This is a genomic window from Micromonospora sp. KC207, assembly GCF_004348615.1.
In the GTDB taxonomy this organism is placed as follows: Bacteria; Actinomycetota; Actinomycetes; order Mycobacteriales; family Micromonosporaceae; genus Micromonospora.
Window position 1 is genome coordinate 1 of sequence record NZ_SMKJ01000049.1, and the last position, 12,804, is coordinate 12,804.

At 72.6% G+C, this 12,804-nt stretch carries 10 protein-coding genes and 1 pseudogene; 6 read left to right on the forward strand and 5 right to left on the reverse strand.

Going from position 1 to position 12,804, the window contains the following annotated elements:
• Nucleotides 1–390: cellulose binding domain-containing protein (locus tag E1258_RS08955; protein WP_207919481.1), on the forward strand; the 390-nt coding region annotated here is incomplete at its 5' end.
• A gap of 58 nt (nt 391–448) precedes the next feature.
• Here E1258_RS08955 and E1258_RS08960 read toward each other — a convergent pair.
• Nucleotides 449–2,899, reverse strand: a complete 2,451-nt coding sequence (locus tag E1258_RS08960; protein WP_132398603.1) for a glycogen debranching N-terminal domain-containing protein — start codon at nt 2,897–2,899, stop codon at nt 449–451.
• Nucleotides 2,900–3,012: 113 nt separating this feature from the next.
• On the opposite strand from E1258_RS08960, the gene E1258_RS33170 reads away from it, so the two are divergent.
• The gene (locus tag E1258_RS33170; protein WP_165949692.1) at nt 3,013–3,174 is read left to right on the forward strand and encodes a hypothetical protein; all 162 of its coding nucleotides are present in this window, start codon (nt 3,013–3,015) and stop codon (nt 3,172–3,174) included.
• Between the two features lie 35 nt (nt 3,175–3,209).
• On the opposite strand, the pseudogene E1258_RS08965 reads toward E1258_RS33170, so the two are convergent.
• A pseudogene (locus E1258_RS08965) lies at nt 3,210–3,402 on the reverse strand (30S ribosomal protein S4); the annotation flags it as partial.
• Between the two features lie 408 nt (nt 3,403–3,810).
• Here E1258_RS08965 and E1258_RS08970 point away from each other — a divergent pair.
• Nucleotides 3,811–4,086 (forward strand): DUF2470 domain-containing protein, encoded by a 276-nt coding sequence (locus E1258_RS08970; protein ID WP_132398605.1) that lies wholly within the window; start codon nt 3,811–3,813, stop codon nt 4,084–4,086.
• 190 nt (nt 4,087–4,276) lie between these two features.
• On the opposite strand, the gene E1258_RS08975 is transcribed toward E1258_RS08970, so the two are convergent.
• Nucleotides 4,277–5,701 (reverse strand): S1 family peptidase, encoded by a 1,425-nt coding sequence (locus E1258_RS08975; protein WP_132398607.1) that lies wholly within the window; start codon nt 5,699–5,701, stop codon nt 4,277–4,279.
• Nucleotides 5,702–5,861: 160 nt separating this feature from the next.
• Between E1258_RS08975 and E1258_RS08980 the strand changes: the two genes are divergently transcribed.
• From E1258_RS08980 to E1258_RS08990, 3 genes are all read left to right on the forward strand, one after another.
• The gene (locus E1258_RS08980) at nt 5,862–6,242 is read left to right on the forward strand and encodes a YccF domain-containing protein (protein ID WP_207919482.1); all 381 of its coding nucleotides are present in this window, start codon (nt 5,862–5,864) and stop codon (nt 6,240–6,242) included.
• Between the two features lie 235 nt (nt 6,243–6,477).
• Nucleotides 6,478–9,018, forward strand: a complete 2,541-nt coding sequence (locus tag E1258_RS08985) for an alpha-L-arabinofuranosidase C-terminal domain-containing protein (protein ID WP_165949693.1) — start codon at nt 6,478–6,480, stop codon at nt 9,016–9,018.
• Between the two features lie 21 nt (nt 9,019–9,039).
• Nucleotides 9,040–10,494, forward strand: a complete 1,455-nt coding sequence (locus E1258_RS08990) for a family 43 glycosylhydrolase (protein ID WP_243715291.1) — start codon at nt 9,040–9,042, stop codon at nt 10,492–10,494.
• 39 nt (nt 10,495–10,533) lie between these two features.
• Here E1258_RS08990 and manD read toward each other — a convergent pair whose 3' ends face one another.
• A complete protein-coding gene (manD, locus tag E1258_RS08995) occupies nt 10,534–11,742 on the reverse strand; it encodes a D-mannonate dehydratase ManD (protein WP_132398613.1) in 1,209 nt (402 codons plus the stop codon).
• Nucleotides 11,739–12,788: an acetylxylan esterase gene (locus E1258_RS09000; RefSeq protein ID WP_132398615.1), complete on the reverse strand. Its 1,050-nt coding sequence runs from the start codon at nt 12,786–12,788 to the stop codon at nt 11,739–11,741. The genes manD and E1258_RS09000 overlap by 4 nt, the downstream gene beginning before the upstream one ends.
• Between the last annotated feature and the right edge of the window lie 16 nt (nt 12,789–12,804).

Below are 12,804 nucleotides of genomic sequence, written 5' to 3' on the forward strand. Positions count from 1 at the left end.
ACCCGAGGCAGCGCCCGTCCGAGCCGTTCCGCCTCGACCACGCCGTCGCGGACGCCCACCGCGTCCCCGTCACCGGAAGCGCTCCTGGCCGCCCGGTACGAGACTCTGGCGACCAGGATCTTTGGCTATACCGGCGAGGTGGTGGTCGACAACCCGGCCGACACGGCGGCCCAGGACTGGACGGTGGTGCTCACCCTACCCTCGGGCAGCACGGTCGCCGACGTCAACGGCGCCGACTGGCGGCAGGACGGCCGGTCCGTCACGTTCAGCGGGCCGGCCGTGCCGGCGGGAGGGTCGCAGGTGATCCGGTTCGACGTTCGCGACGCGAGCCCCTTCGTCAAGGCACCCGAGGCGTGCACGGTCGTCGGCACCCCGTGCGCCGGCCTGTGACCGCGACGCCCCAGGCCGGCGCACGTGACGGGGGGCCGGGCACCGGCGAGGGCCAGGCTCAGGCACGGGGCTGGTCGCGAAAGGGGCGACCCCGCCCCAGTGCGTCGATGTAGCCCCAGCGGCCCCGGATGTCGAGCAGTTCGATATGGCCCATGTCCTCTGGCACACCAGCGTCGATCACCAGGTGGTCCTCGCGGGGTTCGAGGCCGAGCAGGGCACGTAGCAGCAGCAGGGGCGCCCCGGCCGAGGGGGCGTACGGGCTGTCTGTGGCGTGGTGCGGCACGGGGACGCGGGTGGTGGCACGGTCGTAGCCGGCGAAGTACGCCGGCAGCGCGCCCTGGAAGTGCTGCCCCGCCTCCAGCAGCGCCCGCGCGATCCGGGCGGCCTCCTGCCGGAAGCCGTACCGGCGCAGGCCCCAGACGATGAGAGAGTTGTCCGCCGGCCAGATCGCGCCGGTGTGGTGGCCCAGCGGGTTGTACTGCCCCTCGGTGCTGGCCAGGGTCCGCACTCCCCAGCCGGAGAACAGGGCCGGCCCGAGCAGGTGGCCCGCCAGGCGCTCGGCGTGTTCGGGCTCGACGATGCCGCTCCACAGCAGGTGCCCGACGTTGGACGCCAGCGCGTCGACCCGCTGACCGTCGGACTGCAATGCCAGCGCGTAGTAGCCCCGCTCCGGCAGCCAGAAGTCCCGGTTGAACCGGTCCCGCAGCGCGGCGGCGGCCCGTTCGAGCCGGTCGGCGTAGGCCGGGTCGTTCCAGAACAGCCGGGCCATCCGGGCCGCCCGTAGCCGGGCGTCGTAGGCGTACCCCTGGAGCTCGCAGATCGCCTGGGGGAAGGTGGCGAGCCGGCCGTCGCGGAAGCAGATGCTCTCCACCGAGTTGCGCCAGCTCTCGTTGACCAACCCGCCGGGGCGCTGCCGGCGGGTGGACCAGACGTAGCCGTCGCCGACCGGGTCGGCGTACTCGTCGAGCCAGGCGATGGCGGCGCGGGCCTCGAACTCGTAGCGACGGACCAGCTCGGCGTCGCCGGTCCAGCGTTCGTACTCGTCGAGCAGGATGACGAACAGCGGGGTGGTGTCGGCGGCGGAGTAGTCGGCCGCGTCGGGGGTGTCGGCGAAGGCGGCCGACTCGCCGTACCGGCTCTCCTGGACGATCCGGCCCGGCTGCTCGCCGCGGAACGGGTCGATCCTGGCCCCCTGGCTCAGCGCCAGGATCCGCAGCGTGCTGACGGCCCGGTGCGGCAGGAAGGGCAGCACCTGCAGGCTGCTGACCAGGCTCTCCCGGCCGAGCAGGGTCATCGACCAGGGCAGCCCCGTGGCGGGCAGGCGGTCGCGGTAGTTGAGGCCCTGGTGGTACAGGGCGGCGAGGTCGAGCACGCTGCGCCGGTACGCCTCGGACAGCGGCCCGTGCTCGGCACGCAGCTCGGGCACGGCGGCGGCGATCTGGTCGATCTCCCGGCCGGCCTCGGCCCGGGACCGGTGGGTGGAGCTGCGCAGCCGTTCCCGCAGGTCGCGTCGGCTCAGGTCGCGTACGAGGGTCAGCACGCGCAGCCGGACGGTCCAGGTGCTGTGGGAATCGACGGAGACGGTGAAGGTGAATCCGCGCTCGTCGACGCGGGCCGGCTCGCTGGCGCTGACGACCGTCTCCCGGTGCAGGGTGCGCCGCCGGTAGTGCAGCCGCAGCGAGCTGTCGTCGATCGTGGTGGACACCTCGCGGGCCCGGCGCAGGCCGTCGCGGATCTCCTGCACCTCCGCGAAGTCCGCCCCGACGTCGAGCCGGACGGCGTACCGGACCGGCTCCGCCGCGTAGTTGATCAGGGTGACCGCCTCCTCGAAGGTCTCCCCCACCGAGCGGTGCCGCAGGATCGACGTGGTGGCCTGGACGTAGTACGTGGGCTGGCCGGGCACCAGGGCGAACCTCGACTCGAAGGAGCACACGTCCTCGATCGACAGTTCGGTGAGTTTTTCCCCGTCGAGGCTCAGGCGCCAAGTCGACAGGAAGCGGGTGTCGAGGAAGAAGAGGCCGAGCGGGGTGACCGGTTCGGTCTCGACGTCGCCGTTGCGGTTGCTGATCATGAACATGTTGCCGTAGAAGATGCCGGTCGTGTCGTGCAGTCCGATGCCGTCGTGCCCGCCGCCGGGGAGGATCTCGGCGGTCGGCTCGGCCGCGACGCTGCCGGCGCTGTCGGCGCGGATCGGCAGCAGCCGGCGGAACACCAGGAACAGCGGCAGGTCGCCCTCGACGGACACGACGCCACGAAAGAGCATCGCCAAGGTGTGGTCGGCCCCGGCGACCAGCCGTTCGAACGTATCGGGCCGCGTCTCCACCACGCAGTCCGGGTCGTGGCCGTGGCGGTCCACCCGGACCCGCCCGCCGTCGAGGGTGACGAACCACGTGCTGGGCCCGTCCTCGGAGACGAAGCGGAAGGCGATGAGCCCGGCGGGCGTGGTGGGCAGTCGACCCCGGGCGACCTCTGGAAGGCTGGCGAAGAACCGGTCGAGTTCCGCGCTCACGGGGCGCCCCTGTCACCACGCACCCGCACACCCCTTTCGCTATAGCCGACGAAACGGATGTAATGGCACGAAGGCCACAGTACGCTATCGCGGCCCGCAACGGCCGCGCTTGAGTGAAACGGGAACCTTCCCACCACCTACCCCCGGCAGGCCCGATCAGGCTGGCCCCACAGGCTCACATCGGGCAGGCCGCCGGTTCCGGGCACTTCGTCCAGCTCGAGGTGCCGGCCCAGGTCAACGCGATGATCGACCGGCACCTGGAGCTCACCGGCTGATCCGCGCCGGCCGGGCCGGCATGCCCACGCCCCGGTCAGCGGGAGTGGTGCTCGACGACGAGCTGCTCGTCGCAGATCACCGGCACCTCGACCCGCCGGGGCGGCCGGGTGAGCCGGGCGACGAGACCCGCCAGGTCGACGTCGAGGTAGGGCGCGGGCCGCTGCGGGGCGTGCGCTCCCCCCGGCGGCGAGCAGGAACGGCGCCCTGCCCCGGCTGCGTGTCGGCACACCGGCCGAGCGGCTGCGTACCCTGCTCGTCCCCGCCGACTCGGTGACGCTGCTGACCCCGACGCACCGGGCCGACCTCACCGGCCGGCACCGCGTGGGCGCCGACGGCCGGATACGCGTCGAGGTGCCGGCCGACGCCGGCGCGGCCCACCACCTTGCCCGACAGGACGACGTGCCGGCCGTCGTCCACGTGGTCGACCTCGCCCCGAGCCCGATGCCCGACCGGGTACGCGGCCAGGCGAGACTCACCGGCTGGCTGACCGTCGAGGGACTGCGGGGCCGGCGGCCCGACCTCGTCGCGGTGCTGCACCTCGCCGCGGCCGAGATCACCGACACGGCACCACCCCGATCGACCCGGACGCGTTCGCCACGGGTCGGCCCGATCCGCTCGCCACGGCCGAGGCGGAGATGCTGCGCCGCCTCGACGCCGATCCGCGCACCAGAAAGCGGCTCACCGGGCTGGTCCCCGCGCGGTTGCGCCACCAGGACGCCCGCGTCCACGTGCTGCGGCTGGACCGCGCCGGCATCGTCCTGCGAGTGCAGGCCCCCGCCGGCGCCACCGCGCACCCCGGCGACGTACGGCTGCCCTTCGCCCGGCCGCTGCACGACCCGGGCCAGCTCGGCGCACGCCTCGACGCGCTGCTCGGCCGACCCCCACACAGCATGTCCCGCACCGGGCGCTGACCCGGGCACCGGGCGGAGCCGCCGAGCCCGGCGGGCGGATCGCAGACGGTCCGGTCCGACGTCCGCGGCGCCAACCCGTTCGTCACGGCGCCCGAGGCGTGCGCGGTGGCCGACACCCCGTGCGCCGGCCTGTGACGACGACGGCGGGGCGCCCGTTCCCGTGGAGACGGACGCCCCGGCTCGTCGCGGGTCAGTACTTGTAGATGATGCCCGGCAGGATCTTCTCCGCCAGGCGGATGTCGGTGAACCACTCGCGGCAGGGCGACTCCAGCGAGCCGGTGAAGTGGTCGCCACCGCCACCGCCACCACCGCTGTGGATGCCCTTGGCCACGATCTTGCCGGCCGAGTTGATCGTGAAGATCGGGCCGCCGGAGTCACCGGGGGCCGTGCAGTGGCCGTGCTTGGTGCCCTTGGTCATGTTCCGGGCGACCGTACCGTCGTCGTAGCGCACGGTGGTGCCGGTCGCGACGACCTTCCAGTTGCAGATGGAGCCCTTGGTGCTGCCGCCGGTGCAGTACTTGTCGCCGATCTTCGGCGAACGTGAGGCCGGGCCGGCCACGGGACGGTTGGTGCTGGAGGTCGGCCCGCCGGTCCACATGCGCGCCGTCATCCCGAAGCCACTGTTCATCTTCACCAGCGACAGGTCGCCGCTGTAGTAGCTCGCGCCGTTGATCTTCACGGAGCCGGTGGAGTTGTTCCAGTTGTCGTCGATCACCTTGCCGACGGCCGAGGAGTACCGGTCCATGTAGACGTTCTGGCTGGCGGTGGTGCAGTGGCCCGCGGTGACGAAGTACCGCGCGCCCTGGTGGGTCCAGCCGAACCCGATGGTGCAGCCGTCCGGGCCCATCTTCGCCCCGCCGTAGAACGGGCTCGTGTCGTTGTGCCGGGCCTGCGACACGCCGGCGGTCTCCCCCGGCGTGAGTCGCAGCGCCACCAGGTCGGCGGCGTACCGGGTGGCGAGGGCGTTCCGCATCCCCTCGGTCACGGCGGACGCCTCGACCACGACCCGGTTGCGGGGCGCGTCGACGTACGCGGAGTACATCGACGCCTGGCCGACCAGCCCGGCCGTGAGCACCTCGTCGCGGACGGCGGAGAGCCGGCTGAGGCTGTACTTCGCCGCCGGCGTCGCCGGGTAGTAGAGCGTGGGAATGGCCTGCGCGGCGACCGTCCCGCCACGCGTGGCGGCGGAAGTGGTCGGCTCCTCCTTGTCGGCGGCCTCCCCGGGCACCGTCTCGTCGACGCCCGACTCGTCGACCAGGTTCGAGATCGGGATGGCTGCGGCGGCGTACGGCACGGCCGTGACGTCGCCGGTGGACACCACGGGCGCGCTCACCCGGGCGGTGCCGGGGTCGTAGAACGGCGGCGCGAGCGCGTCGGGCCGGCCCTCCGCCCGTGCCTCGGCCGTCTCCAGGGCGGCGGCCTCGCGCGCCGGCAACTCGATGGCCGTGTCGGCGGGTTCCCCGGTGAAGACGGCGACCGCCGTCGCCGTCGCCGGAACGTCGCCGGTGACCGCCGTGTCGGCGGACGCCGACGTCGGCGCGGCCACCACCGCGCCGGTGACCAGCAGACCCAACGCGACGACCCGGGCCCCACCGGTGGTCAGACGTGACCTCATTCAGTTCCTTCCACGAACGGGTCCACCGTGGACCCGAAGGCGGTCAGACTGCGGGGGGGCGCCTGCCATCGGCCAGCCATTCTCCTGCCATGCCCGGCCGCCCGCCGGACGGATCACCGGAAGGGGCGACCCAGTGGCGGGCGTCGGTCATGCTCGAAGGGTGATTCGCTTTCTGCTGAACGTGTTGTGGCTCGTCTTCGGCGGCGGGATCGTGTTGGCCGTCGGGTACGGGATCGCGGCGCTGATCTGCTTCGCGCTGGTCGTCACGATCCCGTTCGGCGTGGCGTCGCTGCGCCTGGCCAGCTATTCGCTCTGGCCCTTCGGCCGGACCGTGGTGCCCAAGCCGGGCGCGGGCGTCGCCTCCGGGCTGGCCAACGTGCTGTGGGTGGTGCTCGCGGGCTGGTGGCTGGCCCTGTCCCACATCGTCGCCGGCGTCACCCTCTGCGTCACGATCATCGGCATCCCGTTCGGGGTCGCCAACTTCAAGCTCGTCCCCACGGCGTTCTGGCCCCTGGGGCGGGAGGTCGTCGACGTTGCGTGACGGGGCGACGACGTTCGCGCGGGTGGTGGCGTGGGACAAAACCCCTGGCCGCACGCCGACCGCGCGGGGAAAGGGCTCCGGAGAAACTTATCGGTAACTCGACTATTGACCGGCCTTCATCAGCCGGCAATACTCGCCCGTGTTAGCGCTCACATGTAGGGCCTTCCGGGGGGCGCGGCGGGTCGCGCCTCGGCATCGGCACGCCGAGGCGGGTCCGTTTGTCCAGGAGGCACCCATGTTCCGACCACACCCACTGCTCGGCCTCGCGGCGGCCGCGCTGGTGGCCGCCACCGTCGCCGCCGCCGCGCCCGGTCTGGCCAAGACACCGGCCGCCGAGCCCGAATACACCATCACCGTCGACCCGGCCGCCGCCGGCACCCCGATCAGCGACTCCATGTACGGGGTGTTCTTCGAGGACATCAACTCCGCCGTGGACGGCGGGCTCCACGCCGAACTGGTCCGCAACCGCTCCTTCGAGTTCCTCCCGGCCGACAACCGCTCCTACACCCCGCTGACCGGCTGGACGCCAACCTCCGACGGCGGCGGCGCCGGCACCGCGTCCACGGCGGACGACGACGCCCGGCTGCACGAGCGCAACCGCACCTACCTGCGCCTCGACCTCGCCAACACCGGCGCCGGCCACTACGGCGTGACGAACAACGGCTACCACAGCGGGATCGCGGTGCGCGCGGGCGGCGCGTACGACTTCTCGGTCTGGGCCCGCACCGACGCCGCCGCCGGGACCCCGCTGTCGGTCACCCTGCACGACGCCGCCGGCCAGCCCCTCGCCGCGCCCCTGTCCCGCACCGTGCGCGGCGCCGGCTGGACGAAGTACCGCGGGACGCTCAAGGCGACCCGCACCACCGACGCCGGCCGCCTGTCGGTACGCGCGGGCGGCACCGGCGTCCTGCGGATGGACATGGTCTCGTTGTTCCCCCGCGACACCTTCCGCGGCCGGCCGAACGGCCTGCGCCGCGACCTCGCCGAGAAGATCGCGGCGTTGAAGCCGGGCTTCGTCCGCTTCCCCGGCGGCTGCCTGGTCAACACCGGCAGCATGTACGGCTACGACGCCGCCTCGAACTGGCCACGGGCCCGCTCCTACCAGTGGAAGGACACCGTCGGCCCGGTCGAGACCCGCGCCACCAACGCCAACTTCTGGGGCTACAACCAGTCCTACGGCCTGGGTTACTACGAGTACTTCCAGTTCGCCGAGGACATCGGCGCGATGCCGCTACCCGTGGTCCCCGCCCTGGTCACCGGCTGCGGGCAGAACCAGGCCACCGTCGACGAGGCGCTGCTGCGACGACACATCTCCGACACCCTGGACCTGATCGAGTTCGCAAACGGCCCGACCAGCTCCACCTGGGGCGGTCTGCGTGCCTCCATGGGGCACCCCCGCCCGTTCGGCCTCACCCACCTCGCCGTGGGCAACGAGGAGAACCTGCCCGACGCGTACTTCGCCAACTTCGAGAAGTTCCGCGCCGCGATCGAGGAGAAGCACCCGGACATCACCGTGATCGGCAACTCCGGCCCCGACGACCAGGGCAGCACCTTCGACCGACTCTGGCAGCTCAACCGGGCGGCCGGCGTAGACATGGTCGACGAGCACTACTACAACAGCCCGGCGTGGTTCCTACAGAACCACACCCGCTACGACACCTACGACCGCACCGGCCCGAAGGTCTTCCTCGGCGAGTACGCCTCGCAGGGCAACAAGCTGTACAACTCGCTGGCCGAGGCGTCGTACCTGACCGGCCTGGAGCGCAACGCCGACGTGGTGCGGATGGCCTCGTACGCGCCGCTGCTGGCCAACGTGGACAACGTCCAGTGGCGACCCGACCTGATCTGGTTCGACAACGACGAGTCGTGGGGCACCACCAGCTACCAGGTGCAGAAGCTGTTCATGAACAACGTCGGCGACCGGACCGTGCCCAGCCGGGTCACCGGCCCGTCCACCGCGCCGGCACCGATCAACGGCGCGATCGGCCTGTCGACCTGGGCCACCTCCGCCACGTACGACGACGTGCGGGTGACCGCCCCCGACGGCACGGTGCTGTTCGCCGACGACTTCTCCGCCGGGGCGAACGCCTGGACGCCGCTGGCCAACCGCGGCACCTGGTCGGTGGTCGACGGCGCGTACACGCAGTCGGACACCGGCGCGCAGGACACCCTGGTCAAGGCCGCCGACATCACGGCGAGCGACTACGACCTGACGCTGAAGGCACGCAAGAACGCCGGCGCGGAAGGTTTCCTCATCGCGTTCGGGATCAAGGACTCCGGCAACTTCTACTGGTGGAACCTCGGCGGCTGGAACAACACCCAGGGCGCGGTGGAGAAGGCCACCAACGGGGCCAAGGAGACCCTGGTCGCCAAGCCCAACCGGATCACCACCGGCACCACGTACGACGTCAGGGTGCAGGTGCGCGGCACGCGGGTCACCCTGTTCCTCGACGGCCAGGAGTGGGCCAGCTTCACCGACGACCGGGTGACCCGCCCGTTCACCCAGGTCGTCACCCGCGACGACGCCACCGGCGAGCTGATCGTCAAGGTGGTCAACGCCCAGGACAAGGCCGCCGTTACCCGGGTGGACCTGGGCGGGCTGCGGGTGCGCGAGAAGGCCCGGATGACCGTGATCAGCGGCGACCCGGGTGAGCAGAACACCCGCTCGGCCGAGCCGATCCAGCCGGTCACCCGGACCGTCGGCGGCATCGCCAGCGCCTTCACCCGTACCTTCGCGCCGAACTCCGTCACCTTCCTGCGCATCCGGACCAAGTGAGGTAGCACGATGACGTACCCGATGAGCCGACGTGCCCTGCTGTGGGGCGGGCTGGGCGTGACGGCGACCGGCATGGTCGCCGGGCTGTCCTCCGCGGCCACCGCCGGGCCCCGGCCGGGCGTGGCCCGCACCGACGCCGAGATCTACGGCGTCACCACCGTCGACCCGCTGATCACCCAGCGCGCCGACCCGTTCATCACCCACCCGGTCGCCGGGATGTACTACTTCACCGGCTCGGTGCCGGAGTACGACCGGATCGTCGTGCGGGGGGCGTCCACCATCGCCGGCCTGGCCACCGCGACCGAGTCCGTCGTCTGGCGGCGGCCCGCCAGCGGCAAGATGGCCGGGCACATCTGGGCCCCGGAGCTGCACCGCATCGACGGCCGCTGGTACATCTACTTCGCCGCCGGCGACTCCGACAACGTGTTCCGCATCCGGATGTACGTGCTGGAGTCGGGGCTGGCCGACCCGCGCGACCCCGCCGGGTGGCAACTGCGCGGCCAGATCGTCACGGAGTGGGACGACTTCTCCCTCGACGCGACCACCTTCGCCCACGCCGGGCGCCGCTACCTGGTGTGGGCGCAGGCCGAGCCGGAGATCGCGGTGAACACCAGTCTGTACATCGCCGAGATGAACACGCCGTGGTCCATCCGCACCAAGCCGGTACGCATCGCCACCCCGACGCGCGCCTGGGAGACGCAGGGCTTCGCGGTCAACGAGGGCCCGGCCGTGCTCGTGCGCAACGGGCGGGTCTTCCTGACCTTCTCCGCCAGCGCCACGGACGCCCGGTACTGCATGGGGCTGCTGACCGCCGACGCGGGCGCGAACCTGCTGGACAACCGGTCGTGGGTGAAGACTCCCGACCCGGTCTTCGTCACCAGCGAGCGCACGAAGCGGTACGGGCCGGGGCACAACTCGTTCACCGTCGCCGAGGACGGCGTGACCGACGTGCTCGTCTACCACGCCCGCGACTACCGCGACATCACCGGCGACCCGCTCTACGACCCCAACCGGCACACCCGGGTGCAGCGGTTGTACTGGCACGGCGACGGCTCGCCGCTGTTCGGGGTGCCCGTGGGCGAGGGCGGCCCGATCGTGCGGCTGTCCCCCGCCAACGCCCGCAAGGCGTACGTCCGGCACTGGGAGTACGTGCTGCGGGTGGACACCGGCGTGCGCGAGCTGGCCGACAGCCAGTTCCGCTTCGTGCCGGGGCTCGCCGGCACCGGCACCGAGTCGCTGCGGTCGGTCAACTTCCCCGACCGGTACGTCCGGGTCGTCGACGGGACCGTGCAGATCGTCCCGGTGGCCGCCGGCAGCCCCGAGGCGACCTCGGCGAGCTTCCGGCGGATCCCCCGCACCGGTGGCGGCGTCTCCCTCCAGCTCGCCGCGGACGCCGCCGCGTACCTACGGCACGACCGGGGCCGGCTGATCGTCGGGCCAGCGGCCGGGGACCGGACCACGTTCCTGCTGAGCTGAGCCGGGACGTGATGGTGGCCCGGCCGAGCACCGGCCGGGTCACCAGGGGTGCAGGGTGCCGTCCTCCAGCCGGTTGACCGGCAGGTACGCCGGGGAGTACGGGTAGCGGGCCGCCGCCTCCTCGTCGATGTCCACCCCGAGCCCTGCCGTCTCGGCCGGATGCAGGTAGCCGTCGGCGAAGCGGTAGCCGTGCGGGAAGACCGCGTCGGTCTCCTCGGTGTGCCGCATGTACTCCTGCAAACCGAAGTTCGGGATCGCGATGTCCAGGTGCAGCGCGGCGGCCAGGCAGACCGGCGACAGGTCGGTCGCCCCGTGCGAGCCGCTGCGCACGTGGTGCAGCGCGGCGTAGTCGAAGATGCGCCGCAGGTGGGTGATGCCGCCGGCGCGGACCACCGTGGTGCGGATGTAGTCGACGAGCTGCTCGCGGATGAGCGTGGTGGCGTCCCAGACGGAGTTGAACACCTCGCCGGTGGCGATCGGCGTGGTGGTGTGCTGCCGGATGAGCCGGAACCCCTCCTGGAACTCCGCGGGGACCGGATCCTCCAGCCAGGTCAGCGCGTACGGCTCCAGGCTGCGGCCGAGCCGGGCCGCCTCGATGGGGGTGAGCCGGTGGTGCACGTCGTGCAGCAGCCGCAGGGTCGGGCCGAACTCCTCGCGGACCCGGGCGAACACACCGGGCACGTGGGCCAGGTACCGGGCCGTCGACCAGACCGTCTCGGTGGGCAGCGCCGCGTCGGCCGGCTCGTAGAACATCTTGTCGGCGCTCACGCCGTACGTCTTGGCCAGCCCCGGCACGCCGGACTGCACCCGCACCGCCCGGTAGCCGAGGTCGACGAACCGGGCCACCTCGGCCAGCACCTCGTCGACGGTCTCGCCGTTGGCGTGGCCGTACACGGTGACGCCCTCGCGGGACCGGCCGCCGAGCAGCTGGTACACCGGAAGGCCGGCGACCTTGCCCTTGATGTCCCACAGGGCGGTGTCCACGGCCGCGACGGCGCTCATGGTGACCGGGCCGCGCCGCCAGTACGCCCCCTGGTAGAGGTACTGCCAGGTGTCCTCGATCCGGGCCGGATCGCGCCCGATCAGCAGCGGCACGACGTGCTCGCGCAGGTACGCCTCGACGGCCAGCTCGCGGCCGTTGAGAGTGGCGTCGCCGACGCCGGTGACGCCCTCGTCGGTGACGATCTTCAGGGTGACGAAGTTACGTCCCGGGCAGGTGACGATGACCCGGGCGTCGACGATCCTCACGCGGTCTCCTCCGGCTCGGTAGCGGTTTCCGTGGCGGTGCCGGTGGCGACGCCCGGCACCGCGAGCACCGAGGCGAGCCAGGCCAGCTGGCGGCGGACCTGCACGGCCTCCCCGCCCTCGTGACCGTTGAACGGGTAGGTGTGGATCTCCCGCCGGGGCGGGGCGATCCGGCCGTTGGCGGCGCCGTACTGGTTGTAGGCGGCGAACGCGGTGCTCGGCGGGCACACGGTGTCGCGCAGGCCGACGCCGAAGTGCGCCGGCGCGACCGCCCGGCGGGCGAAAGTGACGCCGTCGACGTAGGACAGGGTACGCCGCACCGCCTCCTCGGCCGCCCGGTTGGCGGCCAGGTAGCGGGCGATCTCGCCGTACGGCTCGGCGTCGGTGATCTCGATGGCCCGCTGGACGTGGCACAGGAACGGCGCGGTGGTGACCAGGGCCGCGAGGTCGCCGACGAGGCCCGCCACCGCGAGGGCGATCCCGCCGCCCTGGCTGTTGCCGGCGGCGACGACCCGGCCGGGGTCGACGCCGGGCAGCGCGCGGGCCGCCTGCACGGCGCGCACCGCGTCGGTGACGAGCCGGCGGTAGTAGTAGTCCTCGGGTGCCAGGATGCCCCAGGTCACCGGCCAGGGGCCGCCGGGCGCGCCCGCGTGGGGGTCGGGGGTGTCGCCGGGCCCGTAGTGGCCGGACTGGCCCCGCGCGTCCATCAGCAGGTGCGCGTAGCCGGCCACCGGCCAGGTCAGGCGCTCGTGCGGCAGGCCCCGGCCGCGGCCGTAGCCGACGTACTCCACGACGACGGGCAGCGGCCCGTCCGCCCCGGCGGGCCGGGTGTACCAGGCCCGCACCGGGTCGCCGCCGAAGCCGGCGAACGTGACGTCCCAGGTGTCGACCAGCCTCAGGTGGGTCGGCTCGGGGCGGACGTCGACGAGCACGGGGCGCTCGGCTGCCGCCGCGAGGGTGGCACGCCAGAACTCGTCGAAGTCGGTGGGCTCGGCCACGGCGGGGGCGTACCGGCGCAGTTGATCGAGGGGCAGGTCGAACTGGGGCATGGGTCCTCTCCGGGTC

Bases quoted from the DNA above. Each gene is read 5' to 3' on its own strand.
- E1258_RS08970 (WP_132398605.1), top strand. From the start codon at position 3,811: ATGCTGCGCCGCCTCGACGCCGATCCGCGCACCAGAAAGCGGCTCACC.
- E1258_RS08975 (WP_132398607.1), bottom strand. From the start codon at position 5,701: ATGAGGTCACGTCTGACCACCGGTGGGGCCCGGGTCGTCGCGTTGGGT.
- E1258_RS08985 (WP_165949693.1), top strand. From the start codon at position 6,478: ATGTTCCGACCACACCCACTGCTCGGCCTCGCGGCGGCCGCGCTGGTG.
- E1258_RS08990 (WP_243715291.1), top strand. From the start codon at position 9,040: ATGAGCCGACGTGCCCTGCTGTGGGGCGGGCTGGGCGTGACGGCGACC.
- E1258_RS09000 (WP_132398615.1), bottom strand. From the start codon at position 12,788: ATGCCCCAGTTCGACCTGCCCCTCGATCAACTGCGCCGGTACGCCCCC.